The sequence below is a fragment of the Mesorhizobium sp. M0437 genome (assembly GCF_040321335.1).
In the GTDB taxonomy this organism is placed as follows: domain Bacteria; phylum Pseudomonadota; class Alphaproteobacteria; order Rhizobiales; family Rhizobiaceae; genus Mesorhizobium.
The window spans coordinates 19,761-43,963 of the sequence record NZ_JAMYRK010000039.1; the positions used below are offsets into that span (position 1 = coordinate 19,761).

The 24,203-nt window shown below is 60.1% G+C and carries 26 protein-coding genes and 2 pseudogenes; 18 read left to right on the forward strand and 10 right to left on the reverse strand.

The window, feature by feature from the left end; translation table 11 throughout:
• Positions 1–32 precede the first annotated feature (32 nt).
• Together NKI72_RS22265 and NKI72_RS22270 are read right to left on the reverse strand one after the other, a co-directional pair.
• Positions 33–461 (reverse strand): type II toxin-antitoxin system VapC family toxin, encoded by a 429-nt coding sequence (locus NKI72_RS22265; protein WP_352685439.1) that lies wholly within the window; start codon positions 459–461, stop codon positions 33–35.
• Entirely contained in the window at positions 461–706 is a 246-nt protein-coding gene (locus NKI72_RS22270; protein ID WP_352850916.1) for a type II toxin-antitoxin system VapB family antitoxin, read from the reverse strand. The genes NKI72_RS22265 and NKI72_RS22270 overlap by 1 nt, the downstream gene beginning before the upstream one ends.
• A 606-nt stretch (positions 707–1,312) precedes the next feature.
• Between NKI72_RS22270 and NKI72_RS22275 the strand changes: the two genes are divergently transcribed.
• The 5 genes from NKI72_RS22275 (at position 1,313) to NKI72_RS22300 (ending at position 4,510) form a co-directional block, all read left to right on the forward strand.
• Entirely contained in the window at positions 1,313–2,548 is a 1,236-nt protein-coding gene (locus tag NKI72_RS22275) for a pilus assembly protein TadG-related protein (RefSeq protein ID WP_352850918.1), read from the forward strand.
• Positions 2,549–2,574: 26 nt separating this feature from the next.
• Positions 2,575–2,994, forward strand: coding sequence for a TadE/TadG family type IV pilus assembly protein (locus NKI72_RS22280; RefSeq protein WP_352474371.1), 420 nt, complete (start codon positions 2,575–2,577; stop codon positions 2,992–2,994).
• Positions 2,984–3,388 (forward strand): TadE/TadG family type IV pilus assembly protein, encoded by a 405-nt coding sequence (locus NKI72_RS35485; RefSeq protein ID WP_502898563.1) that lies wholly within the window; start codon positions 2,984–2,986, stop codon positions 3,386–3,388. Before NKI72_RS22280 ends, NKI72_RS35485 begins: the two co-directional genes overlap by 11 nt.
• Before the next feature lie 629 nt (positions 3,389–4,017).
• On the forward strand, positions 4,018–4,305 hold the full coding sequence (locus NKI72_RS22295; RefSeq protein ID WP_352474370.1) for a PilZ domain-containing protein: 288 nt from the start codon (positions 4,018–4,020) through the stop codon (positions 4,303–4,305).
• Positions 4,298–4,510 carry a hypothetical protein gene (locus tag NKI72_RS22300; RefSeq protein ID WP_352850919.1) on the forward strand — a complete coding sequence of 71 codons (213 nt, stop codon included), beginning with the start codon at positions 4,298–4,300 and terminating at the stop codon, positions 4,508–4,510. Before NKI72_RS22295 ends, NKI72_RS22300 begins: the two co-directional genes overlap by 8 nt.
• Before the next feature lie 102 nt (positions 4,511–4,612).
• On the opposite strand, the gene NKI72_RS22305 is transcribed toward NKI72_RS22300, so the two are convergent.
• Positions 4,613–4,774 (reverse strand): hypothetical protein, encoded by a 162-nt coding sequence (locus NKI72_RS22305; protein WP_352850920.1) that lies wholly within the window; start codon positions 4,772–4,774, stop codon positions 4,613–4,615.
• Between the two features lie 384 nt (positions 4,775–5,158).
• Between NKI72_RS22305 and ligD the strand changes: the two genes are divergently transcribed.
• Positions 5,159–6,937 (forward strand): DNA ligase D, encoded by a 1,779-nt coding sequence (ligD, locus tag NKI72_RS22310; RefSeq protein ID WP_352850921.1) that lies wholly within the window; start codon positions 5,159–5,161, stop codon positions 6,935–6,937.
• A 73-nt stretch (positions 6,938–7,010) separates the two neighbouring features.
• Here ligD and xth read toward each other — a convergent pair whose 3' ends face one another.
• The 3 genes from xth to NKI72_RS22325 all read right to left on the reverse strand — a co-directional run bounded on the left by xth (position 7,011) and on the right by NKI72_RS22325 (position 10,131).
• Entirely contained in the window at positions 7,011–7,799 is a 789-nt protein-coding gene (gene xth, locus NKI72_RS22315) for an exodeoxyribonuclease III (protein ID WP_352771259.1), read from the reverse strand.
• Between the two features lie 602 nt (positions 7,800–8,401).
• On the reverse strand, positions 8,402–8,740 hold the full coding sequence (locus NKI72_RS22320) for a hypothetical protein (RefSeq protein WP_352831902.1): 339 nt from the start codon (positions 8,738–8,740) through the stop codon (positions 8,402–8,404).
• A 968-nt stretch (positions 8,741–9,708) separates the two neighbouring features.
• Complete coding sequence (locus NKI72_RS22325) at positions 9,709–10,131, reverse strand: KTSC domain-containing protein (protein WP_352483816.1); 423 nt, start codon at positions 10,129–10,131, stop codon at positions 9,709–9,711.
• A gap of 540 nt (positions 10,132–10,671) precedes the next feature.
• Here NKI72_RS22325 and NKI72_RS22330 point away from each other — a divergent pair.
• Positions 10,672–10,891: pseudogene (locus tag NKI72_RS22330) on the forward strand (aminoglycoside phosphotransferase); the annotation flags it as partial.
• A gap of 2 nt (positions 10,892–10,893) precedes the next feature.
• A pseudogene (locus NKI72_RS22335) lies at positions 10,894–10,974 on the forward strand (carboxyl transferase domain-containing protein); the annotation flags it as partial.
• 360 nt (positions 10,975–11,334) lie between these two features.
• Here NKI72_RS22335 and NKI72_RS22340 read toward each other — a convergent pair.
• The 3 genes from NKI72_RS22340 to NKI72_RS22350 all read right to left on the reverse strand — a co-directional run bounded on the left by NKI72_RS22340 (position 11,335) and on the right by NKI72_RS22350 (position 13,644).
• Positions 11,335–12,561, reverse strand: coding sequence for a pilus assembly protein TadG-related protein (locus tag NKI72_RS22340; protein ID WP_352831905.1), 1,227 nt, complete (start codon positions 12,559–12,561; stop codon positions 11,335–11,337).
• 605 nt (positions 12,562–13,166) lie between these two features.
• Positions 13,167–13,430, reverse strand: coding sequence for a hypothetical protein (locus NKI72_RS22345; RefSeq protein WP_352850922.1), 264 nt, complete (start codon positions 13,428–13,430; stop codon positions 13,167–13,169).
• Between the two features lies 1 nt (position 13,431).
• On the reverse strand, positions 13,432–13,644 hold the full coding sequence (locus tag NKI72_RS22350; RefSeq protein WP_352831906.1) for a hypothetical protein: 213 nt from the start codon (positions 13,642–13,644) through the stop codon (positions 13,432–13,434).
• Between the two features lie 159 nt (positions 13,645–13,803).
• Here NKI72_RS22350 and NKI72_RS22355 point away from each other — a divergent pair, with 159 nt between their 5' ends.
• From NKI72_RS22355 to NKI72_RS22380, 6 genes are all read left to right on the forward strand, one after another.
• On the forward strand, positions 13,804–14,265 hold the full coding sequence (locus tag NKI72_RS22355; protein WP_352771252.1) for a cupin domain-containing protein: 462 nt from the start codon (positions 13,804–13,806) through the stop codon (positions 14,263–14,265).
• 466 nt (positions 14,266–14,731) lie between these two features.
• Entirely contained in the window at positions 14,732–14,902 is a 171-nt protein-coding gene (locus NKI72_RS22360) for a hypothetical protein (protein ID WP_352850923.1), read from the forward strand.
• A 193-nt stretch (positions 14,903–15,095) separates the two neighbouring features.
• Entirely contained in the window at positions 15,096–16,238 is a 1,143-nt protein-coding gene (locus NKI72_RS22365; RefSeq protein WP_352850924.1) for a Fic family protein, read from the forward strand.
• 420 nt (positions 16,239–16,658) lie between these two features.
• The gene (locus tag NKI72_RS22370; protein WP_352455498.1) at positions 16,659–16,907 is read left to right on the forward strand and encodes a plasmid stabilization protein; all 249 of its coding nucleotides are present in this window, start codon (positions 16,659–16,661) and stop codon (positions 16,905–16,907) included.
• Positions 16,904–17,317, forward strand: coding sequence for a type II toxin-antitoxin system VapC family toxin (locus NKI72_RS22375; RefSeq protein WP_352850926.1), 414 nt, complete (start codon positions 16,904–16,906; stop codon positions 17,315–17,317). Before NKI72_RS22370 ends, NKI72_RS22375 begins: the two co-directional genes overlap by 4 nt.
• Positions 17,318–17,544: 227 nt before the next feature.
• Entirely contained in the window at positions 17,545–18,636 is a 1,092-nt protein-coding gene (locus tag NKI72_RS22380; protein ID WP_352850927.1) for an AI-2E family transporter, read from the forward strand.
• 86 nt (positions 18,637–18,722) lie between these two features.
• On the opposite strand, the gene NKI72_RS22385 is transcribed toward NKI72_RS22380, so the two are convergent.
• The gene (locus tag NKI72_RS22385) at positions 18,723–19,712 is read right to left on the reverse strand and encodes a Tim44 domain-containing protein (protein WP_352850944.1); all 990 of its coding nucleotides are present in this window, start codon (positions 19,710–19,712) and stop codon (positions 18,723–18,725) included.
• 353 nt (positions 19,713–20,065) lie between these two features.
• Between NKI72_RS22385 and NKI72_RS22390 the strand changes: the two genes are divergently transcribed.
• The 4 genes from NKI72_RS22390 to NKI72_RS22405 all read left to right on the forward strand — a co-directional run bounded on the left by NKI72_RS22390 (position 20,066) and on the right by NKI72_RS22405 (position 24,203).
• Positions 20,066–20,785 (forward strand): FadR/GntR family transcriptional regulator, encoded by a 720-nt coding sequence (locus tag NKI72_RS22390; RefSeq protein ID WP_352474355.1) that lies wholly within the window; start codon positions 20,066–20,068, stop codon positions 20,783–20,785.
• A gap of 14 nt (positions 20,786–20,799) precedes the next feature.
• The gene (locus NKI72_RS22395; protein WP_352503248.1) at positions 20,800–22,005 is read left to right on the forward strand and encodes a mandelate racemase/muconate lactonizing enzyme family protein; all 1,206 of its coding nucleotides are present in this window, start codon (positions 20,800–20,802) and stop codon (positions 22,003–22,005) included.
• Positions 22,006–22,044: 39 nt separating this feature from the next.
• Positions 22,045–23,028, forward strand: a complete 984-nt coding sequence (locus NKI72_RS22400; RefSeq protein ID WP_502895713.1) for a sugar ABC transporter substrate-binding protein — start codon at positions 22,045–22,047, stop codon at positions 23,026–23,028.
• 194 nt (positions 23,029–23,222) lie between these two features.
• Positions 23,223–24,203, forward strand: a complete 981-nt coding sequence (locus tag NKI72_RS22405; RefSeq protein WP_352503300.1) for an ABC transporter permease — start codon at positions 23,223–23,225, stop codon at positions 24,201–24,203.

Here is a 24,203-nt window from a genome sequence, read left to right on the forward strand (position 1 = left end):
CTCTCGCGCCGCGATGCAAGGCCCGGAAAGCCCTACGCCAGATCAGTTTGTGAAAAGTCATTGCCCTTGTAAAGCAGGGCAAGCCGATGAGCCTTCGCGCAGGCGTAGGCAAAACAATCGCCGAAATTGAGATCGGCTTTGTGCCCGACTGCTTTGCCGTATTTCATGCTGGCTTCGATCGCCCGGTCGCCGATGTCGCCGGATATCGTGATTTCCTTGCCGGCGATCTCGATCAAAAAGGCGTCGACGGTATCACGGGCTTGCGCCAGCATGTTGGCCGTGGGCTTGGCGTTCTTTTTGATGGCTTCGGCCGACGCTCGCGCGAGTCCCTGGACTGCCTCGAACCGGACGAGCGGGGAGATATACAGCGGCTTGGTCGCGGCCGCGAGCCGCTTTTCCAGTTCTTCCGCGCCAGGTTCCTCGTTCAGGATGGCAACGATCACCGAGGCATCGACGAACATCAGTCGTCGCTCCACATTTGGTCGGTGAATTTCTTCATATCGAAATCAGGGTTGGCTGGCCCGATCCGCCGCGCCATTTCCTTGACTTTGGCAAGTCTCTCGCGCAGCGGGACGCTGCTGCGGTTGCGCTCGATCTCATGGCGTAAGGCGGTTCTGACGGCCTCGGTCTTGCTGCGCGCCTTGGTAATCTGCTGCAGCTCGACGGCCATGGCGTCGACGTCGGGATCGCGAATGAAGAGCGGCATTTTGTATATCCTCGTGAGTGATATATGTATATCATGCCGGAGATATACTCGCCAGCGAATTCGCGAGCGGCGGTTTTGATAAGGAGGGGAGGGAGGAATGCAGCTCGCGAAAATCCGTCGGGAGGTTCGGTTCTGGTGCTCAGTCCTTGGAATTGCTCGGCGTCTGAAACACGTCGCTCCGGCCATGTCACTGTCAACGCCCACATGCCCAAGGCGTATCGACGCTGCGTGCGCCGACGCATGCGCATCCCAACATCCGCGGCAGTAACTATGACCAGTGAAGGAAAGGAAGAAAGAATGCTGAAACCCCAACACTTGATCAGATGCATGCCCTCGGGTTCGCCGGCATGGCGGCCGCCTGCGGGAGCTTGCCGAGCAGGACAGTGCTGGCGACCTAAGTCGCGACGAGTGGCTCGGCCTGATGGTCGATCGCAGCTCCAACTGATCCGCACGATTAGAAATGCAAATCTGCATTACCATCAATAGCAGAGGCCCGCGTTGTCGAGCAGTTGCCCCGGAGCTCGTGCCGGCCGCCCAAGGAGCGTACCCGTAAAATGGAGTGAAATCCTTAGCCGTTCCTTCATTCATCCCGGCTTTAATACTTCCATGGAATGGGGTGGCCGTATCTTGAGGCGGTTTGTTAGCCGTCAGCGACAAACAGGCGAGAGCGGCAACATTGCTACTATTTTTGCCCTGTCGTTGCCGATTGTCGTCGGCGCAGCGGGTCTCGGTATCGAGACCTCCTACTGGTATTTTAGCAGCCTGAAATTACAGGCGGTGGCGGATGCGGCGGCCTATGCTGGCGCTTTGGAAAAGGTTTCGGGATCTGACAAGCCAACGATTGTCTCCGCCGCGACACTGTCAGCGACGACGAACGGCTGGGACCCGTCAACAGGCACAATCGAAATCTTCACGCCCCCGTCCTCTGGCCCGAATGTCGCCCAAAAGGCCGTCGAGGTCATCGTCCATCAGAACCTCGATCGGTTTTTTACATCGATATTCACGCAAAACCCGGTCGGCGCACGGGCAAGAGCGGTGGCTCTTATCACGGCTGCTTCAAAGGCCTGCCTTACGGCGCTCGATCCTTCCGCTTCGAAAGCGGCGCTGTTTTCCGGCAGTTCCAACCTCAAACTGACCGGCTGCGTCATAATGTCGAATTCGATAGCCGCGGACGCCATCAAGCTTCAGGGATCGGCAAGCCTTCAGGTCGATTGCCTAATATCGGCAGGCGGTGTTTCGTTGAGCAACCCCGTGACGACCGTCTGCGCCAGCCCGATAACCCAGGCGTTGCCCGCTGCCGATCCTTTTGCCGACTTGCCGGCGCCACCGGCCACGAACCCCTGTCAAAACAGCAACCAGTCGACGTTGCAACCTGGAACATACTGCAGGGGGCTCAGCTTGAGCGGCAATGTGACGCTCTCGGCCGGGGTATACGTCATTCAGGGAGGAGATTTCAAAGCGAACTCGAATGCAAATATTTCAGGCGAGGGAGTCATCATCTATCTGGCCGGCAGCGCGGGCGTCAGCATGAACGGCACGGCCACCGTCAAGCTCAGCGCACCGACGTCAGGCACCTATTCGGGGGTGCTGTTTTACGGCGACAAAGCTAACCGGACGGGATCGAACACGTTTAATGGCACGGCAGATTCGCTTTTGACCGGCGCTTTGTATTTTCCAACACAGGATGTCAATTACCTCGGCAATTTCTCGGGCAAAGGTGGTTGCACTCAGATCGTCGCCAGTTCCGTGCAGTGGTCCGGCAATGCGAACGTCAATCAGGATTGCACGAGCCTTGGAATGCGAGACATTCCGGCCACGCAATCGATAAAGCTTGTCGAGTAATCTTCGTGGCACGGTTACCAGCCCGAATGTTCGGGAGCGATTCGGGTATTGCCTCGGTGGAGTTTGCGCTGGTTGTGCCGATCCTTTGCCTGGTACTTCTTGCCATCATTGACGGCTGGTCTTTTGTATCAAGCGCGTTGTCGATGCGTGCGGGCGTGAAAACGGCGGCCAATCTCGTGATGCAAGGGGCAGCCGACGACGCGGCTACCCAGACCGTCGCCCTTTCGAGCTGGGAAAATCATCCCGATGACGCGCAGGTGACGCTGAGCCGGAAACATATGTGCGGGATCACCGTGGTCGATCCATCTGTGCTGTGCGACAGTTTGAAAGCTTCCGCGGTTTTCGTTGAAATACAGGCGACGGCCACCTGGTCGCCGCCCTTCAGTTTCGGCGAGTTTTCCCTCTCGCGCGAGCTCAGCCACAAACAGGTGATACGTGTTCGCTAAAGGGAGAGCCTTCATACGTGGGGCATCAGGCGGAGCCGCACTGGAGTTCGCGCTGATCGCGCCTATTCTGATAATGCTTTTGATCGGCATCTTCGCATTCGGCTGGGCTCTGAATGCCATGTCAAGTGTTCGCTATACTCTGGAAACGTCCTCACGAGCGCTGCAAATGAAGAATTCGCTGACCGAAGCCGAGATAAAAGCGATCGCCACGGCAAAATTGCTGAGTTTGGGATTAACCGACGTCGACGTAACAATAGCAATCGACGCCCCCAGCGGCGGCTTTCGAATGGCCCATCTGACCGCCAAATATGCGTTCGCGATCGAGTTTCCGTACTTCGACCGATACTCGATAAATTATGCGACAACTGTCACAGTTCCGTTGGTTGCGTCATGAGCGCACCCAATAGTCTCCTTACGCAACATGCGCAGTGATCGGCTTGTTCTTCTTTGCTTGCGTTCAGGTCTGCTTCACCGCCACCAGCCAGAACGTAGGCTTCGGCGCGGGCCTTCATCCTAGATCGGGGACGGCATGTATGATCACGGCCTTTGCCCCGGCAATGCGCGGCTTGCCGTCCCTCACCTCGGCCGCTATTCCCTGCCTAACGCCATCGCCCGCGTGCTGCACAGCGCGGACCGACGGCAGAGACTCCCTGACGAAGATAATCCCGGCCGCCGGCTCCGCGCTCGCTCACGATCTCGCCAGCGGAAAGTCCATGCACAGCGGGCGCTATCGCTTGACGGCGGTCGGCACCGGCCTGGCGACGAAGAACTTGGCGCAACGTCTGAAGGCGGACGTTGGCACCCCCTTCCGGGCGGACCCATCGGCTACCCGGAAGGGCAGCTCAAGAATCCTGACAGGGCGCTGTATCCAGGCCGAGGCAAGGGGCCGAGGCATATGGAAACCCTTTTTGACCCGACTGGACAGCCATCGCAGCTCGACGCGGGTAACAACGCTCCGCGATTTAATCCGGCTCGCGCGTGGGCGGTTCTGATATACAAGTGGGGTGCCTAACGGAGGTCACAATGGTTGAAGAAGGCGACAACCGCCGCGAACGGAGACAGCGCGTCCTGAAGGGTGCCGCGATCATTAACGGCATCAACAACTCCGAAATCACCTGCACCATTCGAAACCAGAACGTCGGCGGAGCCGAACTCAAGGTGCCGGTCGAAGCCCTGGTGCCGGAGCATTTCCTTCTCTACGTGCCGACCGATGGCGTTGCCTATCGGTCTGTGTTGCGCTGGCGCAGGAACGACCGTGTCGGTGTGCAGTTCACCGAAACAGTGCCCAAACCGCGCCTTCACTATGGCTGAAGTTCTCGTTGCACCAGCCGAGCACCACCGGCAGCAACAGTTGGCACTGACCTTCAACACAGCAAGGGAAGCCGCCGTACTGCCATGGGCAAAGGCTCAACTCACACAAGCCGTCGATTGTCTCGTCGACCTTCAGGTTCTGACCGCTCAGCGCGGCATCGCGCCAAAATGTCGCCGCATCACGTTCATCGGGAACGGACAATGATTGGAACCGAACTCGCCAGCGCGGGCTCGCGGCGGTAGACGACCGAGAGGCTCTGCCGCCCCAGAATTTCCCGGTCAAGCGCCGCAACCCCGGGTCGCTATCCTATGATGCGGGCCAGCACCGCGAGGCCGGGCCCGCCACGGCCGCCGCGGCCATGTCGGCCATCACGCGATTGACCAGCACAATGCTGGCGCCTGCCCCGTACTCGGCAATCCATTTCGCGCCGGGCGTGCCGGAAAGCCTTGCATCGAAGTAGATCGACAATTAGGTCGACGTCGTCAGTTGCCCTGACATCCTCGAACGTGACGGCATCGGTGATGAAAAGAGCGGTCGTCCATCCGCCGACGAGTACAAGGGCGCTCGCTCAGGTCGTCGCGTCCGCCAACGGCCGATCAGTTGGCAGGCCGCGGGCGCGGTCCCGGGCCGGGCTCGTAAACACCAACAAGACCTTCGACGTTGTTGCATTGATAGGCAATGCCAGCGCAAGCGACATTCGTAGATAAGAGATGGCTTAACTAAGAGTTCCCTCAACCACGCCCGGTTCGAGCAAGGATCGGGTAAACCGGCTCGGGACCCTACTCCTCGGCCAGCTCTGTTCCGGAACCTATTCAGCGGGACCAAAGTTGGGGTGGAGGTCAGGAGTGTGCGATGAGTTCCAAAACTGGGGATGGTCGGCTCTCTTTCATTGAGTTTCAGTCGCCCACGCTGGTCGAGAACGCGCCTGAGGACAGCGAATGGCTTCATGAGATCAAGTACGATGGCTACCGCACCGAACTGATCATTGAGGGCGGCAAAGCGCGAGCCTTCACGCGCCGTGGCTACGACTGGTCGCACCGATACCGACGAATTGTTCAAGCGGCGGCGGATTTGCCGGTGAAAGCGGCGATCATCGACGGTGAGGCTGTCGTTCTCGGCGACACTGGCCTGCCGGATTACCAAGCGTTGGAACGGGAGTTGGGCAGTCCAGACTCGGCGAGGCTCATCTTCTATGCATTCGATCTGCTGCACCTCAACGGGCGCGATCTGCGGCAGCAGCCGCTGGTGAAGCGCAAGGCAGCCCTTCAGAAGTTGCTGAAGAACTCAGCGCCGACATTGACCTACGCCGAACATTTGGAAGTGGGCGGCACGGACGTGTTTGAACATGCCTGCCGTATGGGGTTGGAGGGCATCGTCTCCAAGCGCACCAATGCCACCTACCGCTCAGGGGTCCAGACCAGTTGGCTCAAGGTGAAGTGCATCAAGAGCGACACTTTCCCCATCGTGGCATTTGTCGAGAAGCTGGGCGCTCACCCGCGCCGCATCGCATCCCTCTACATCGGTCGCCGCGAGGGCGACCGACTGCTCTATGCCGGGAAGGCTCGCAGCGGCTACACCTTGAGCGCTGCGCACCTGGTTCGAGAGCGGCTCGACCCGCTGATCATCAGCAAGTCGCCTCTGTCAGAGCCCATCGTGAAGCCGAAGGCGACGTGGGTCAGGCCAGAGGTGCTGGCCGAGGTACAGTTCAGCGGCGTCACTGATCGCGGCGTGTTGCGCGAGGCAGTAGTCAAGGGTCTGCGCGAAGACCTCGTGCCGATCCCGGCCAAGCCTCCGGCGCCATCAAAGCGGCGTGGGCCAGCCCGGAAACATGGCGCTCCCAGCGAGAACATCCTGCAATTGCTGCCTGACGCGGTCTCGCCCTCCAAGGACGAACTTGCGCGCTATTGGCAGAGGGTTGCCGATCACGCACTCGTCCATCTCGGCCACCGACCGCTGAAGCTGGTCCGCCACGCACTCGGCGCAACCTTCTATCACAAGGGCGCGTTGCCGAAGATCCCGGCCGCCGTGCATCAGTTGCGACTCCAGAAGCGTGAGGGTGGCGAAGGTGTGCGCGTGTGGGTGGACGACCTTGCCGGTTTGCTGGGGCTGGTCGAGATGGATGCGGTAGAGCTGCACCCTTGGAATGCCACCGTTGACGACATCGAGCATGCCGACCGCATAGTTCTGGACCTTGATCCGGGCGAGGGGGTCGAGTGGGATGAAGTCATCGAGACCGCGCTAACGCTTCGCGACATCATGGAAGCGGAAGGTCTGCAGAGCTGGCCGAAGGTGACGGGCGGCAAGGGAATTCACCTGATGGCCCCACTTGGGACGAAGATCACGCATGACAATGCCCGGCTCCTTGCCCGATCGTTCGCTAAGCGCCTCGCTGAAGCTCATCCTGATCGCTATCTGCTCTCCGCCGCGCCGGCAGCCCGAAAGGGCCGCATCTTCATCGACTACCTTCGCAATGGGCGCGGCAACACGGCGGTCGGCGCCTTCTCCCCACGGGCGCGACCCGGGTTCCCAATCGCCCGTCCCGTGACCTGGAGCCAGGTTGAGGCAGCCATCCGTCCAGATGCGTTCACCATTGACCGTCCGTTTAGGGCGGCTGCCAGAAAAGCAGCGTGAGCAATCTCGCAGCGCATCTATTAGCAGTGGGCGAAGACGCCCAGCGATTCCGCCGAACATTCGATCATGTCAACTACTTGCCGGACGGGTCGATCTCTATCCAGGCGGGCACATGATCACTCGGCTTTTCCCAGCCTCGCAGGTCAGCGTCCACGCCCGCGTCACGTAACCTGTTCGAAAGTGATGGGCTGACGAGGAGGTGGTCCATCCGAAGGCCGGAACTCCGATCATAAGCGCCTCGGTAGGAGAAGTTCCAGTACGTGTAGATGCCTTTCTCCGGATGAATGCAGCGGACGGCATCCACCCACCCACTGTCTAGCATTTCGGCGTAGGCCTGCCTGCTCTCCGGAAAGTAGACTGCGTCGCCCGTCCAACGTCTCGGTACCACGGCATCGATCGGCGTTGGCACGACGTTGTAATCGCCGCACAGAACGCTTGTGATCCCCTCCTTGACCAGTAGCTGGCCGTAGCTGATCAGACGGTCGAACCAGCGGAGCTTATAGTCGAATTTCGGGCCGGGCGCTGGATTGCCGTTGGGCAGGTAGATGCACCCCACGACGATCCCATCCACCTCTGCCTCGATATACCGGCTGTGAGTGTCGTCAGGGTCACCCGGCAGGCCGCGTCGACGCTCCAGGGGCTTCTTTCCCCGTGCGAGTATAGCTACACCGTTGTAGGACTTTTGCCCGTGCCAGATCGCGCCATAACCGGCGTTCCTGACGGCCTCCGCGGGAAATTTCTCATCCGAAGTCTTCAATTCTTGAAGGCACACGATGTCATAGTCGGTCTGACCCAGCCACTTGATGAGCAAGGGCAGGCGACCGTTCACGCCGTTGACGTTAAAGGTTGCGATACGGGTCATCCGAAATTCTCAACATCCCTTGGCGATTCGAGCATGGAAGGCTCAGATGTTGATGCTTGCATCATGCCGGCAAAGGGAGGCCTTGTCAGTCGTCTTTCTAGGCCGGTGATACCACGACATAAACTGATCCGCATGGGCGAGGAGCGCTCCTCGACCTTTCCGTGGCAATGCGCTCGCTACCACTTCGGCGACCTTCAGCATCGACACCTCGGCGACGCGCAGGCCCGCGCCAGCGCCCGCCGCTTCACCCGCCCAGCAGGGCACAACCCACGCCGGAAACGAACTCAAAACTGGATAGAAACTGGGGGCAACGTCACCGGCCGCAACGATCAGCCCCCACCTACGTTGTCCGATGTAGGGGTTCGTATCTCTGAGCGCGGCCGCAGCTCCCTTCAGGCAAGATGCGCGAGCAGATGGATATCTATCTGACCGAAAGCAAACAGAAGCCCGGCGTGCCCACTGAAAGCACAAGCAAGCGCAAAGGTTCCTCAACTGATGCTCGGCTGGCGGCAATTTGATCGCCAGCCGAGTGATTTTGGCCGGTGGTCGGGGGAGACCGGCCAGCCACACGCTGGTGATTCCAACCTTTGCCGATGTGCCAATCAGCAACCTTCGTCGGTCTTTTTCACCTGGCCCGGCGCGGCGGTCTTGGCTGTCGTGTCCTGCTGACCTGGCGCCGCCTGCTGAGCGCTGCCAGTCTGCTGGCCGGGCGCGCAGTCTCTGGCCGAGTTCGCATTTGTGGTGCCGCTGGTCGTGGTCGTGTCGGTGCCTTGATCGCCGGACATGTTGGTGCCGCCGCTCGTCGTGCCGGTGCCCTGATCCGTCGTGCTGGGCATGGTTGTCGTGGTCGAGGTTCCGCTCGAAGTTCCGCTGGTCGTCTGGGCAAAGGAAAGCCCGGCCGACACCGCCAGTACGGCCGAAGCCAAAAGGATGCGTTTCATGTTCTTTCTCCTGTCTGAATGCGCGGGATGCGCCTGGCAAATCGAACAGGCAGACAGAAGGAGTGTTCCCCGATGAAGTTCAACTTTTGTAACTCTGGTCCTAGGTCAGCCTCAGGATGACGGGCGTATATTAGAAGCCTCTTGAAGAAGACGGTGCCCGCACCAGAATCCATGGCATGGCTCGCGAAATAGGCATTGGTGACCAGGTGGCGAGTGCTGCCACGGCTCGAAGGCGGATAACAGAGGACTGCGTAAGCCGTCTCTATCCCAGGTGACGACTTCCCACATCCATCATCGACCACACCAAGGTGAACCGAGGCCAGCAAATCGACCTAAAAGGCGAGGTCACGCGCATCGACGAGGACACCGTGACGATCGACCTCGGGCCGCTGGTCACGGTCGACCGTGACAAGGTCCGGTTGGTAGAGAAATATAGGCCGCCAAACCGACGAAAGGCACTTGTCGTTGCCCCGGATTAGAACCGACAACATCGCGACGGGCTATGAGGGCAGGCCGCATGACGGGCCGGTAGAGGACGAGTCGAAGCACTTGGTCTACTGCCCAGTCTGCGGCCAAACGTTCGACGCGCGCGATCTTGGACAGGTCTTCCACCACGCTGAGTCCCAGCACGAGCCGCTTCCGGTCGAGCAATAGTCCAGCTAGTTGAGCTCCGGCGGCAGACCGACGTCGAGACCCTTCAGCGCGCCACCGCGTACGTTGGATGAGAAAAGGTGCTGCGTGCACCGCGCCTTCCCCGCGCGCCGATGCTCCACCTGGACCGCAAAAAAGTCCCGCCGCACTGCCAGAACGGCGGGACCGATCAAACGCTTTGCACCAGGCGGGGGGATGCGGGGGGTTGGGCTTGCCAGGTGAGCGCGGACCGTAACCAACCCTAAGCGCCACAGCGGAAACGCGTCCACCAACCGCCGGTTGGAGCGATAGGACGACTGAGCCGCCGGCAGGTCAGGTCATCCCGGGTCGCTATCGCTCGCAACCAGACGGTAGCGGAAATTGTTGCGGATGTGGTCGTTGAAATAGCGGCCCTTGGCGAACGCCGCCCGGAACGCGGCAAAGGTTTCTGGCGGTACCCCCTCAAACTCGTACCGCTTGCCGCTGGCGACGAACCACACCGAGAGGGTTCTTCTATCCCGATCATATTCCATCTTGCGGATCGAAGTAGATGGCATGAGCACCACAGCCCCAGGGCCCGCGCCTTGCGGGGAGCGCGGGCCGATCGGAATACCGATCTGCAGCAATACCTGGAGGGGGAGGATTCGCTGCGTGCACCGAACTTTCGCGGCGATCCCGTGTTCCATCGAGATGCACAAAAAGCTAGCTGCACCTTTCGGCATCACGTGGACGTTGGATTTGTGAGAAAGCGCGAGCGTCAATACTGCTTCTGGTGATGGAATTTTCCCGTGAGACAGGCACGCTCCACGGCGAAAGGAGTGCCCCGCTATGACCATCCTCGCCTACAACCTTGCCAATGACATCAAAGGCTCGTGGAGGGGTCGTCTTCCTGACGAACGAACTGCATCTGTATGTGGATGTATGTGGAATTCAGCCAGCCAGACGCCGATACAAACCCGGCTGATTGGATGAGCGTTGATGATTTCCTTGCATGGCGGCCGAAAGGCGGCACTCCACGAGCGAGCGCGCGACAGCTTGGTCTCGCTCATTTGCAAGGCGCTGACAGGCGATGAGACAAGGGAAAACCCGCGCCGAGATCGATTGCAAGCGCCATGGGTGGGCGGCTATTCGACGTTCCGAAGGCACCGCGACGATGCCGCCAACGCGATAGCTAAAGCTCTTATCGGTGACGCGCGCGGGCTTGGCTTTGAAGCGTCAGCGGAGCGACATTTGCACGTTTCGCTCGGTGATCGCATTTTCGATGTCAATGTCGCTGACGTAGCTAAGCTTTCTCACGAACCCCACGTACGACAAGGCTGGCGTCGTCAATTGACCTCCTGCAAGCCGAGACCGGAACCGGGATCGACCTTGCCGCGAAGCCGCCCGACGGCGTTGCCCGATGTAGGGCAGCGTGGTCGCGGCTCGTCGCGCACAGGGACATGTGTTGTTCATGGCGACCCTAACAATGCGGCTGGTCTCGAAGAAACCGACCATGACATTGCCGCTCAGGCGTCAGCCGCCACTATGGCGGGGCATATGACGTCATGGCTCCCAAGCATATCGGCGCGGACGTCAACTACGCGTGGCCGACAGCCGAGATTGCAACCGGGCATTCGGGCCCACATCCCGGAGCGGCGTCGAGAACGCGCTTCGGCGTCTCTCGCCAGCGTGGGCGAAAGCCCGCTCGACCTCCGGGCGCCAATCGCCCGGTCCGGGCTGTCCCAAGCGCATCACCTCGTACATACGGTCTACTCAGCGGGATCGGCACAGTGCTTCACTACCAGGCAGGGACTGACGAGCCGCTTCGCTGCGGGTCAATCAAGCAACCGATACAATCCGCTGATTGACTAAATTCGTTACCACTCGAGGTCCCGCGTTGCCTTCGATATCCGCTCCGTCCAACACGGAAGCAAGCGAACTTCAAATGAGTCTGTACCACAACACCGCGCCGGCTATAGCTAAGTTCAATTCATCAGTCTCGTTGCAGAATTCGTTGTCAATAAGTCACTTGCGCCAGCAAGATAAATTGAGCCATTGCCGTTCATCTCGATCCGGTTGACCACAAAGATGCGAGGCTTACTGTCCGTCGACAATGCACCCCCACCTGTAAGAAAAAGCTTTTGTGACGGCAGATAGACTATACCGCCTAGATCTGTATCGCCACCGCCAATGAGCGTGGAGGTTCTCTCCACGCCTTGGGGTTTTTGAGCTAGCGCGATCCCCATCCACGGACCGCTGGTCGGCGCCGTCAGGCGTAGCTTGGCGCCGGCCTGCATTGTAGTGGTGGCCTGATCGTCGAGTAGAACGATGGTGGTACCGTCAGCTGCATCGAGAACCGCGCCAGAGGAGAGCGAAAGCCCTCCCGTCCTGATGACATACGTTCCCGCAGCAAGATTGACCACCGCTCCGACCGACAGGATGAGCCCTCCACAAAAAGTGCCGGGAACGAGATTTGCGGTGGCGTTTTTGATCACCAGGTTATTGTAGGTGCAGACATTGTCTGTTGGCCAGACCACTCGGGAGATAATGGGATCTGCCAACTCTTTCTGATCGAAAAGCGGTTGAGGGTTGAAGCCGGCAGACGGCCCGGAGGGGCCGACGACTGACGTCACCAATGTTCTGATGGACGATGCGCCATTCGTGGCTAGCGCAGACCCCGATCTTGAATTCACCTGCGCAACGCATTTCTGGCCATTTATCGACGAAGACCCCGAATTCGACCATGCGTTCGAGGCGGACCGATCTAGCACGAGAAGACAGACTGGGTATCGCGGATAGGCAATCGCGGTTGCGCTTCGGCTAATATCAAGTTTAGCGACGCCAAGGATTGCCGAGAAGGCCAATTCCTGGGGTTGGTGCAATAGAACCGTGACAATTGTGGGATTGGTTGAACCAACCGTCTGGTGGGCGTCACCACTATAGGGACTTCGCGTGGCCACAAAGGTGGGGCTGGCGAAAGTATCAACGTTCTGCTGACGCTGCTCCGACGTCATATCGCTGCTGTTCGCGCTTGCCACGGCTAACTGAAGGGCCGTGGAGTCGGCTCCCTCCTGCAACTGTTGGGCAGTTCGGCTCACGCGCGCAAAGTCTATCGCCACTCCGACGCCCAACAGCACGACCGGCAAGACCAACGCAAACACCACGGCGAGGTTGCCGCGTTCTGAACGCCAAAATCGTTCGGTCACCCGCATGAAAGCCCCCTTCATTTAGCTGGGACTAACCTAGAGGCAGCATATTGAGGGTCCGTTTCGCCAGCGGGTAAAGTTGTCTCGATCGCAAATCAGTTTGCGGGGAGCAGCTGAAACAGCGTCTCAAATTCACCACGATGACGCCGCCGAGCGCCGGCGACCACGCCCCGCCGTCTGGCGCCGGTCTGGCGATCGTCAAGGCCGGCCCGCGCGCATCATCGCGAGCGGGATGGCGTCTCGCGGTCGCGTACTCGCCATGTCGCCTTGGCGGACTGATCATTTTCGAATTGCTCCTCAGAGATATGCATCGCCGTCGGCGCGGTATTCAAAACAGGACCAATGCGATGGCTGTCTGGACTTGGCAAATCCCCATCCGGCATCCTTGCCGCAGTCGAGATGCTCGCACCTGACGGCGCTCATGGTGAAAAACGCCTGCGCCCGGTAGAGTTCTGCCCGGAAAACGCCAAACTAGAAGAAGGAAATCGGGCGTCAGGTATTCGCAACGTTTGGTCGAAGCAATTGATTGCCAAGGCTTCGAGTTGGCACGCCTCGTGTGCTTGGGCGGGGCCGGGCCACAGATGAAAATGACGGATGCCCTTACACAGCGCTTAATTTCTCATTGAGTTCGCCATGGACATTTCCGGCATGCCTTCCGGGGACGAGGTCGACAGCTTCATCATCCCGCCGCCGTCAGGCGCGCGGTCGCAATCGGCCGTGCGCGGGGCTGCATAGCATGTCTGAAACTTGCTCTCGCTCGCTCCAAAGATGTGCTCATCAATCTTCACTTCCCCATCGCAACGCCAGCGGACGTACGGTAGCCAGCGGTCGAAGGCATAGCCGACACGACCACGGATCGTTCCGAAAGCATCCAAGCTAGCCGCTCATCCATTTTGATTGGATAAACCGTGATCGCGCGGCGCCAACCTGGTCGCGATATCTGGCGTTGCCCGCTCTATCGATCTCGACATCCGGGACAGCAACAATCTGAGCTTTCGCGAGGAACCGCATGCGGTCGACGCGGTCGCTGCGGGCCAGGGTATCGCTATCTGCAGCGACGTAATGGTTAGCCACCGGAGCGATGGTCAAGTTATGCGCGCCAAACGCAAGAGTTGTCGCCATTCCCGAAGAAGATACCGTTTGTGAATTTTTCGCAACGATTTCGGAGCCGCTTCACGACTTGTCGAAATGGCGAGGGCAACCTGAGCCGGTGCTTGCGGAAGAAGCGCCGAGCCAATGGAGGATCAGATGAGCGTCGCTCCCGTCATTCGCATGCCCGACCAGAATAAGGGGGTCATGCTACGTGGCTATCCGATGGTGTTCCTTGTCACCGGCAAGGATACGAAACACACGAGCATGTTCGACTGGACGATCCCGAGCGGGTTCGCTACCGGCCTTCATGTTCATCGCGTGCAGGAGGAAACCTTCTACCTTCTTGAGGGCGAATGCGTCTGGCATGTTGGGGACAAGACGATCCGCGCGACCGGGGGCACCTACCTGTTCATTCCACCGGGCATTCCGCACAACATCACCAATGTCAGCGAAGAGCTGGCGCGGGTGCTGATGACCGTCTCTCCGCCTGGACACGAACACTATTTTGAAGAGCTTGCCAGGCTCGCTGCGCACGGCCCTCCGAATCCGAAAGCGCTTGCAGACTTGCGGAACCGTTACGACACTGACCAGCTCTCTACCTTGACAACAAGAGCCTAAGGTCGATTTGCGATGTCGGGTGATGGCGCAGCGCCGCTCATGGCGTCGGCACCTGCGATGTCCTCTGTTGTGGCGCGTTGGTCGGGTGCAGTCGTCTGTCCGGCCTGTAGATGCAGCCATTCGACGCTGCTGGCCCTGATGGGGTTGCGAACTGGGTCCCAATCTGCTTTGCAGACTATGATGCCTTCGACATGGCACGGTCATCCCTGTTCCCGGCCTGACCGGTGTCGCCAACAGCTATGACGACACGCCGGTAGTGTTGGGCTGATAGCCATGGGCGACCAAATCGATAGGTCGCAGCAACAGCAACTTGATCCTGCAGCCGACTGGGAGCTTGCGGCGGACGAAGCCCTCGCGGCCCGTGGTGGGCCAGAGAAGCAGCAAAGGCGCTTCTTGTCGCCAACGCTGCCCTGGAGCGTGAATTGGCCTTGGCGGCCCCCGCTGTGAGCCATGGGTTTAGCCGAAGATGGCACCGGGTCTTGCCCGACCGGACGCGCAGCTTGTGCTGGTCGGCATCCTTGCCCAGCCCGGCAGTTCGGCCGGGTTCGTCGCTCGTCGTGCGAAAGGATCGGCAATCGTGCGCGGAGCGAAGAAGCCATTGTCGGAGTACTGGACCAGTGCCATTCTCACTGCCTAATCGCAAAATGCCTCATAACCTGACGAGATATAGCGTCAAAATGGGAGGTCTTTGAGAGAAGAAGCTGACAATGGGGAATAATAAGCCGTGACCATGCGGTGTTTAGGTGGTCTATTCACCGCAGAAATTGCGGCAAATGATCTTGCATATACGACGATTGGAGCCCATATTCGACGCAACGAGTGCGGAGAATATGGCGACCTATATCTATGAGCTTGAAAACTGGCCGCAGTTCGAGTGGCGCAGCCAGGACCTTGCCGATCAACTGGCGACGGTGCGCCATCGGCAGGGCCGGCTGCTGGGACGGATGGAGGCGCTAGGCTTCGAATTGCGTGCCGAGGCGGTGCTTCAGACCCTAACGGAGGACGTTCTCAAATCCAGCGAAATAGAGGGTGAAATTCTCGACAAGGAACAGGTGCGGTCTTCCATCGCCCGCCGACTGGGCATGGATATTGGCGCACTGGCGCGGGTCGACCGCGATGTCGAGGGCGTGGTCGAGATGATGCTCGACGCAACTCAGAACTATCAGGCGCTACTTACGGATGAGCGGTTGTTCGCCTGGCATGCGGCCCTGTTTCCGACGGGTCGCAGCGGCATGACGAAGATTATCGTCGGTGCGTGGCGGCATGAAGCCTCTGGTCCGATGCAGGTCGTCTCAGGTCCCACCGGTCGGGAGAAAGTCCACTATGAAGCTCCAGCAGCGGCCCGGCTTAAGCTTGAAATGGCCGCGTTCATCGACTGGTTCAACGGTTACGCGCCGCTTGATCCCGTTCTGAAGGCGGGGGTCGCCCATCTATGGTTCGTCACCATCCATCCCTTCGAGGATGGCAACGGCCGTATCGCCCGCGCGATCGCCGACATGATGTTGGCGCGATCGGAGGGCAGCGCTCAGCGGTTCTATAGCATGTCCGCGCAAATCCGGGCGGAGCGGAAGGACTACTACGCCATCCTTGAACGGACGCAGAAGGGCACTCTCGACATCACCCCTTGGCTGCAATGGTTTCTAAGCTGTCTCGACCGCGCCTTCAGCGGGGCCGAGGAGATTTTGGCCAATGTGCTGCGAAAGGCCCGTTTTTGGGAGGAGATGGTCCAACGACCTCTAAGCGAACGCCAGCGCAACGTCGTCAATCGGCTCCTGGACGGCTTCGAAGGCAAGCTCACCTCCTCGAAATGGGCAGTGCTGACCAAGACCTCACCTGACACGGCCTTGCGCGATATCAATGATCTCCTGGCGCAAGGGATACTCGTGAGAGATGAAGCCGGCGGGCGAAGCACGAGCTATTCGCTGGCAGGTTTGGATGACGGGCCGGATCGCGCGCCTCGGCGACATCGTTGAAACAGGAGCGCGAGCCAACAGCGCGCGCCCAAAGCATGTGGCCCGCTCGATTGGTTCGGAGAATGCGTCTATGCCGTTTGTCGCTCGGCACTGGTCCATCGGGTTCGGTCGCAAGCCGTTAGGGCCAGTCATTGACGAACTTTCCGCCTTGATAGCCGCCATTGAAGCCCCAGCGAGCGGTTTGATAGGCTGCAAAACCCCTGAATCGCGCTTTGGCTTTGCCTAGGCACCCAACGCCTTCTGGTTTCGCCATCCTGACAGCACCACAACCCGTACGGCAACCGACGCTGGGCCTGACATTTTATCTCCTATTTCTGCGCAGCCGCAACTCGCTGCAACATCGGTTTTGACATCAAGCCATCAGATGCCATCTTGCTAGCAGGCGAAATGAGCCTATACATGGGTGCCAAGGAGTCCGATATGGCCGAGCCACAACTCTCAGTCCGCAGCGCCAAGGCGCGTGATCTTGCACACCGGCTTGCCCGTCGTGAAAACCGCTCGATTGCGGAGGTGGTCGAGCGCGCCCTCGAATCTTACGAGGTCCGCGAGGCCGGTCGTGAGCCTGCTTCTGCCTTCTACCCGCGGCTTTCAGCGCAATCCGGCACAGACATCGACCTTGAGGCGGTGATCCGTGAGAGTCGCCGGCCGAATCGAGGCGTCGAGCTTTGATCTTTGTCGATACGAACGTCGTTTCCGAAACGTTGAAAAAGACCCCAGACGAGGCAGTCATTGCCTGGCTGATCCGATACGATGCCGAACTCGCGCTTCCAACCGTGACGATTGCCGAGATCGCGTTCGGCATCCAGAAGATAAGACCGGATCAACGTGCCGAACGGCTGGAGCAAGGGTTGTCGGACTGGCGCCGGCGTTTCGCAGACCGCATCTTCGGTCTGACAGAAGAGGCTGCGCTGGTTTATGGGGAAATTATGGATGCTGCTGCTCGCCAGGGACGCGGCATGTCGGCACCCGATGGCATGATCGCGGCGATCGCTCGAGTAAACGGGGGCCGCCTCGCCACGCGCAATCTGACTGACTTCGAGACGGCAGGACTCGTTCTGACATCTCCGTGGGAATTCTGAAGCGTTTTCCTGTCGTCGCTTTTGTTCAAGCCCCCATCTGCCTGTCAAAGACGGGCTGAAAGGCCGTCAAAGCGCAGGCGAGCGATATCAGGTTCGATTTGCATGCCGTCAAAATCCCCTGAAGGTCACTCGAAGCGCCTCAGCGGCAGCCTGACCGTAAGGGTACGGCAACCGGCCTTTTCTTCGGGAAAACCATTAGGCTCGCTGGGCTTGTGAGACAGCGAGAGATGCCCGATCTGAAACAGATGCCGGATGTGAAACAATTGAAATTGCTCGGCGTCCTGGCAGCGACGGCGATCGGTCTATATGTCTGTTATCTGCTGGCGTGGCCTTTTTTGCCGGCATTGACCTGGGCGCTCGTCCTGGCAATTATTCTGTCTCCGGCTCACCGGTGGGTTGAGAGACGGGTCGGAAATCGAAACCTGGCAGCGCTGATATCGGTAAGCGTCGCGGCGATCGCCGTCGGCCTGCCGCTGGCGCTCGTCGCACAACAGCTCGTTCGCGAGGCGGTAAACGGAGCGACTTATCTGGAGGAGGTCATCCGCGGTTGGGACGCAGTCGGCTTCATGTCTGGCTATCCCACGCTTTCGGCCATTGCCCAATGGATCGAGAACCAATTCGATCCGGCCGGCTCAGTCGCCGCATTCGTGCAATGGCTGACGGGACAAAGCACATCGCTATTGCGTGGCTCCATCTATCAAGTCGCGATGTTCGGCCTGACATTTTATCTTCTGTTCTATTTTCTGCTCGACCGCCAACATGGCCTGCAAGCCGTCGCGGGCCTTTCGCCCCTGCGCGCTCCGGAGAAAGCCTACATCTTGTCTCGCTTTGCGGAGACCGTCCATGCAACACTGCTCGGCACCGTGTTCGTCGCCGCCGTCCAGGGAACATTGGGTGGCCTGATGTTCTGGTGGCTCGGCCTGCCGACGCCAGTCTTTTGGGGCCTTGTCATGGGACTTCTTGCCATCGTGCCCGTGCTCGGGGCGTTTGTGATCTGGGTGCCCGCAGCGGTCTATCTCGCACTGGAGGGAGCTTGGGCCAGCGCGGCGATATTGACCGTCTGGGGCGGCGTCATCGTCGGCGGCATCGACAATCTGCTCTATCCGATGCTTGTCGGGAATCGGTTGCGCCTCCACACGGTGGTGGCCTTTATCGGCGCGGTCGGCGGCATCGTCTTGTTCGGAGCATCCGGCCTTGTCCTCGGACCTGCGGTGATCGCCATCACAATCAGCCTCATCGACGTGCTAAAGACTCGATTGACCGACCGGCCGACGCCGGCGCGCGCTGGTGAGCTACCGCATCAGTCCGTGACGGATTGATCAAGCGCGGAAAGGGCGCTGGTCTTCGAGTGGTAGCGCGAAGCCTGAACAACCTCTGGGCAGAGATCTCAACGAAGGCAAGCACATCAGCCAGGCTGCTGTATTGCGGCAAGCTTCCAGTCACCGCCGTTCTGCCGCGTAAAGGTCCACAGTTCGGCCGTCTCCGTCGGCTGATCGGCCCCGCTCTCAACGATCTTGCCGCTGATGCGGTCGCGGGTCACGTCGCGAGACTCATAGCGCAAAGCAGCCGTCGCGTAGTCGCGATCACCCTCCCGCCAACTTTCCGCAATATCGGCCTCCAGCAGGCTGACGTCCGACACGTCGTTCCTGACGCCCTTTTTGGCATTGTCGGCAAGTTCCTCGGACAGATAGGACACCATCTCGGGTGTCACCAACCGGCGCAATGCAGCATGATCTTCGCGCCCGAATGCCTCCTGAACTTCCGTCAGCCGTTGCTGGAACGTGTCGAGGTCGGTTTGGGTGAGTGTGATCTCATCGGAAGCGTTGGCTTGGCTCGTTCCGCCAAATCCTGACCCGATGCCGGTAATGGAGGAAGTCGGGCCGTTGCTCGGCTCGTGCCGCGCTGCTGCGTTTCGCGCAAAGGTCCCGGTGCCCCGCGAGGCACCAGCCGTAACGGACGCTGGGCTTTGCGCCGCCTGCGAGCGGAAAAAACGGATCGCCAGCATGATCGCGCCGCCGAACAGCAGTACTTGGAGCAAAAGACCCAACATGCCGGCCAAGCCGCCGAACCCATGACCCAGAAGAACGCCGATCAAACCGCCGAGAAGCAGCCCACGCATCATCGATCCGCCGAGGCCGTTGAAGAGGCCCGGGCGCTGGAATGCCTGCGGCTGACGGGCCGCATTGTTCGCGGCCGCATTGGGCGACATCGAGCGCTCGACCGGTGCGGCCGGTTGCGGCGCAACTCTGGTCGGCGGGACCGGCTGGAAAGTGCGCATGCCGCGACTGCCGAAGCTGCCGCCACGGCGCGCATCGGCGTGATCCACAGCGACCAGGGAAAATGCCAGGAACAACCCCGCAAACAAAACTGCAAACCGTCCCCAACGCGAAATCAGCATAGGCAAGTCCTCAAGTGACACTCTTTCCGCTCATATGGGGTGCGTCGATCGAAATAGCAGTGAATCGTCCGTCGAGATATTTTCGGGCGGCATGGTCGGCCGCCCGCCAGTGTTCACGACGAGAATGTCTGCCCTACCCAAGCGCGATGATCGCTGTTCGACCACGCAGGCTCCCGCACCCGGTCGAGTCAACAGCATCGCTCATGCAAGCCTGTGGTCATCGATCTCCCCGGCGATGATGCCGAGGGTCTCCCGGCGAAGACTCGATTGACTTACAGCTTTCCTGTGTACTATCAACATATCTGGAAAACCTGCCATACAGGTTTGCCCACTCCTGAACTGGAGATTGCGTGAGCACGGCCGTATCCGCAAAACATTCCGACGCAGCGAGCCTGGTCAGCAATACGATCGGCGAGATCACGCGCCATATCCGCGCGCATGAGCTCGGGCCCGGCGACCGGCTGCCCAGCGAGGCCGCGCTTTCGAGACAATTGAGCGTCTCGCGTACCGTGGTTCGCGAGGCCTTCAGCTCGCTCGCCGCCATGCGGCTTATCGACCTGAGGGCGGGCAGACGGGCTACCGTCGCCGAGCTGGATTATGGCGCCATGTCACTGGTGATCGAGCATGGCGTCCACACCGAGCAGATCACGGTGCAGCAAATCTACGACGTGCGCCGCACGATTGAGACCCGCACTGCCATGCTGGCGGCCTTGCGCAGAACCGCCGACGAAGTGGAAAGGATCAGGACGCACGCGCTCGCCATGCGCGAGAATTTCCAGCGGCCGGAACAGGTCATGGAGCACGATCTCGCCTTTCACCTCGAAATCGCCAAGGCTGCGAAGAATCCGGTTTTCAGCCTCATCGTCGGCGCGTTCGAGCGCGTATCGCGCCAGACCTGGCCGATCGGCTGGCGGACCCGCCCTTCGGATGCCGAGCAGTTGGCGATGATCCAGATCCATATCGACCTCGCCGAAGCAATCGAGACCGGTGATCCCCAGTCGGCGCGTGACCTGATGGCGAGGCATTTTGACGAGAGCGTCAAGGCCCTGCTGGCGGCCGGCATCGCCTGAGGAGCAGGGGCGCAATGAAGATCACGAAACTGGAAACGCTGCGGCTGAAGGAGCGGCCGAACCTTCTGTGGGTCCTGGTTCACACGGACGAAGGCCTCGTCGGACTCGGCGAGACCTTTTTCATGGCTGAAACCGTCGAGACCTATCTGCACGAATATGTCGCGCCGTGCGTGATCGGGCGCGACCCCTTGCAGATCGACCTGCTTGCCGCCGACCTCGTCGGCTATCTCGGTTTCCGATCGACGGGCGCGGAAGTCAGGGGCAATTCCGCTTTCGATATCGCGCTTTGGGATCTGTTCGGAAAGGCGACGGGTCAGCCGATCGCACAACTCCTCGGCGGGTTCACCAGGCACGAGATCAGGACCTACAACACCTGTGCCGGAACCGAATACATCAAGAAGGCCACCGGGCAGACGACTGCCAACTACGGGCTCGACAAGCCCGGCGACGCCTATGATGATCTGAACGGCTTCCTTCACCGCGCCGACGAACTGGCGCATTCGTTGTTGGAGGAAGGTATCACGGCCATGAAGATCTGGCCCTTCGACATGGCCGCCGAGAAAACGCGCGGCCAGTATATATCGCAACCCGACTTGAATTCCGCGCTGGCGCCGTTCGAGAAAATCCGCAATGCGGTCGGCGACAAGATGGACATCATGGTTGAATTCCATTCAATGTGGCAGCTGCTGCCGGCCATGCAGATCGCTCGCGAGCTTGCCCCCCACAAGACCTTCTGGCACGAAGATCCAATCAGGATGGACAGCCTGTCCAGCCTGAAACGCTATGCCGAGGCTTCGCTGGCGCCGATATCGGCTTCGGAAACGCTCGGTTCCCGGTGGGCCTTCCGCGACCTTCTCGAAACCGGAGCGGCCGGTGTCATCATGCTTGATATCAGCTGGTGCGGCGGGCTCTCGGAGGCGCGCAAGATCGCTGCCATGGCTGAAGCATGGCACCTGCCGGTCGCGCCACACGACTGCACCGGTCCAGTGGTGCTCGGCGCATCGACCCACCTGTCGCTGAATGCGCCGAACGCGCTTGTCCAGGAGAGTGTCAGGGCCTTTTACAAGACCTGGTACCGCGACCTTGTGACCGCTTTGCCGCAGGTGAAGAACGGCATGATCACCGTGCCCCCCGGACCGGGCCTCGGCATGGAACTGAACCCGGAGATCGATCGCGCCTTCACGGCGCTTCGACGGGTGAGCGACGCATCTACTCTCTGAAAATGAACCTGAAGCAGCTTTCTACGGAGGAGGAGAACCATGAAGAAGCTACTTATCTCGGCAGCCTTGGCAGCAGTACTGGCTGGTGGCTCGGCAATCGGCTCACGCGCACAGGAGCCGATGAACATCGTCTTCACGCATCATTCGTCGGCGTCGAACCCGTTCTGGCAGGCGGTGAAGAAGGGCTTTGACGACGCCTGCGCCAAGATCCAGGCCAATTGCCAGATGGTCTTCACGCAGACCGAAGGCTCGATCGAGCAACAATCGGCCAACATGCAGGCGGCACTCGCGGCAAAACCGGACGCGCTGATCACCTCGATCGTCGACAACAATGCCTTCGACCAGATCATCGCCGACGCCCGCGCTGCCGGCGTCACGGTCATCGCGTCCAACGTCGACGACACCGAGGGTGCAGCTGGCAATGCCCGCCAGGCTTTCATCGGCCAGGGCTTCATTCCCGCCGGCTACGAACTCGGCAAGAAGATGTCCGAGTTCTTCCCCAAGGAAGGCAAGATCAGGGCGCTCGTCGGCGTCTCCGCGCCCGGTCAGAACTGGTCGGAACAGCGCGCTGCCGGCGTCATGAAGTTCCTTGAGGAATACAAGGCCGCGAATGCCGGACGCGAAGTGGTCATTGAACGGCTCGACACCGGCACAGATGGCGCCGTCGTCGCCGATCGTGTTGGCGCCTATCTGTCTGCCCACCCGGACACCACGGTGTATTTCGACACCGGCCTTTGGCATGCCTACGTGGCCCAGGTCCTGATCGATCGCGGCATCGAGCCGGGCAAGGTGCTGATGGGCGGCTTCGACATCGTCTCGGAAGTCCTGCAACAGATGGAAGCGGGTTACATCCAGGTCCAGGTCGACCAGCAGCCCTACATGCAGGGCTTCATGCCGGTGATGGAAGCTTATCTCGCCAAGAACGTCGGTCTGCTGCCGGCAGACATCGACACCGGCAAGGGCATCATCGTCAAGGAAGACGTGCCGAAGCTCAAGGAACTGGCCGCACAAGGCGTGCGGTAGGCGCGAAGCCGGCGTCCTCTCCTCGTTCTTACGCGGAGAGGGCAAGGGGAGGGCCAGGCAGCACGGCCTTGGGCGTCGGCTCCGTCCCATCCTCCAACGGCATCTCCCTTGTCAGGGGCGGTAGCAGACAGACTGCGGCCATCCCCTTGCCGATGCGACAAGCCAGCGCAAACAATCCCAAGCCGGAGCGAATGATGAAGCGCTTGATGAAGATTTATCTGGAGAAGCCGGAGCTTGCGGCGGTCGTGTTCCTGCTCCTCCTCCTCCTCGTCTTTCAGATTCGCTCGAACGGCGTATTTCTGAACACACAGAACGTGCGCGGAATGCTCGGGCTGCTGCCCGAAATGGGGCTGGTCGCGATCGGCGTGACCCTGCTGATGATATGCGGCGAGTTTGATCTTTCGGTAGGCTCGGTATTTGCGCTGACCCCGATGACCATGGCGGTGATGCTGGCGGCAGGCGTGCCGTTCGCGCCGGCCTTTGCCGCCGGGCTCGCGATCGCCGCCCTGATTGGCTTCTTCAACGGGTTCATAACGATTCGTTTCGCGATACCAAGTTTCATCACCACGCTTGGCATGCTGTTCATCGCGCGTTCGCTGACGGTGGTAATCTCCGGTGGCTTCCCTCCTGTCATCCCGGCCAACGCTCTGCCGAAATGGCTGTTTACGATCTATGTGGGGCCGGGCGACCTCTTTCGCATGTCGTTCTTCTGGTTTCTCGCCGTGGCAATCCTGGTGACGGTGCTTCTGTCGCGCACGAATTTCGGCAACTGGGTGCGCGCCACCGGCGGCTTTCTGCCCGCCGCGCAATCGATGGGCATCCCGACGGCCCGGGTGAAGGTCGCCTGCTTCATGATATGTTCGGTGCTCGCCGGCTTTGCCGGCACCATTCAGGTGATGCGGCTTGGCGCGCCGCTGCCTTCGATCGGCGAGGGGCTGGAGTTGCAAGCCGTGTCGGCTGCCGTCATCGGTGGCGCCTCGCTGACTGGCGGCATTGGCACCATCTTCGGCGGCATCATCGGGGCTGCCCTGATCCGCGTCATCGACAACGGACTGGTGCTGAGCCAGGTTGACGCCAACTGGTTCAAGATGGCAATCGGCTTCCTGACTATCTTCGCGGTCGTCGTGAACGCCTGGCTTCGAAAGCGGGGCAGGGCGATGAAGGTGGAGACCTGA

Bases quoted from the DNA above. Each gene is read 5' to 3' on its own strand.
- NKI72_RS22300 (WP_352850919.1), top strand. From the start codon at position 4,298: ATGGCTGAAGTTCTCGTTGCACCAGCCGAGCACCACCGGCAGCAACAG.
- NKI72_RS22270 (WP_352850916.1), bottom strand. From the start codon at position 706: ATGCCGCTCTTCATTCGCGATCCCGACGTCGACGCCATGGCCGTCGAG.
- NKI72_RS22275 (WP_352850918.1), top strand. From the start codon at position 1,313: ATGGAATGGGGTGGCCGTATCTTGAGGCGGTTTGTTAGCCGTCAGCGA.
- NKI72_RS22280 (WP_352474371.1), top strand. From the start codon at position 2,575: ATGTTCGGGAGCGATTCGGGTATTGCCTCGGTGGAGTTTGCGCTGGTT.
- ligD (WP_352850921.1), top strand. From the start codon at position 5,159: ATGAGTTCCAAAACTGGGGATGGTCGGCTCTCTTTCATTGAGTTTCAG.
- NKI72_RS22340 (WP_352831905.1), bottom strand. From the start codon at position 12,561: ATGCGGGTGACCGAACGATTTTGGCGTTCAGAACGCGGCAACCTCGCC.
- NKI72_RS22400 (WP_502895713.1), top strand. From the start codon at position 22,045: ATGAAGAAGCTACTTATCTCGGCAGCCTTGGCAGCAGTACTGGCTGGT.
- NKI72_RS22380 (WP_352850927.1), top strand. From the start codon at position 17,545: ATGCCCGATCTGAAACAGATGCCGGATGTGAAACAATTGAAATTGCTC.
- NKI72_RS22365 (WP_352850924.1), top strand. From the start codon at position 15,096: ATGGCGACCTATATCTATGAGCTTGAAAACTGGCCGCAGTTCGAGTGG.
- NKI72_RS22355 (WP_352771252.1), top strand. From the start codon at position 13,804: ATGAGCGTCGCTCCCGTCATTCGCATGCCCGACCAGAATAAGGGGGTC.
- NKI72_RS22360 (WP_352850923.1), top strand. From the start codon at position 14,732: ATGGCACCGGGTCTTGCCCGACCGGACGCGCAGCTTGTGCTGGTCGGC.
- xth (WP_352771259.1), bottom strand. From the start codon at position 7,799: ATGACCCGTATCGCAACCTTTAACGTCAACGGCGTGAACGGTCGCCTG.
- NKI72_RS22405 (WP_352503300.1), top strand. From the start codon at position 23,223: ATGAAGCGCTTGATGAAGATTTATCTGGAGAAGCCGGAGCTTGCGGCG.
- NKI72_RS22370 (WP_352455498.1), top strand. From the start codon at position 16,659: ATGGCCGAGCCACAACTCTCAGTCCGCAGCGCCAAGGCGCGTGATCTT.
- NKI72_RS22395 (WP_352503248.1), top strand. From the start codon at position 20,800: ATGAAGATCACGAAACTGGAAACGCTGCGGCTGAAGGAGCGGCCGAAC.
- NKI72_RS22295 (WP_352474370.1), top strand. From the start codon at position 4,018: ATGGTTGAAGAAGGCGACAACCGCCGCGAACGGAGACAGCGCGTCCTG.
- NKI72_RS22265 (WP_352685439.1), bottom strand. From the start codon at position 461: ATGTTCGTCGATGCCTCGGTGATCGTTGCCATCCTGAACGAGGAACCT.
- NKI72_RS22320 (WP_352831902.1), bottom strand. From the start codon at position 8,740: ATGAAACGCATCCTTTTGGCTTCGGCCGTACTGGCGGTGTCGGCCGGG.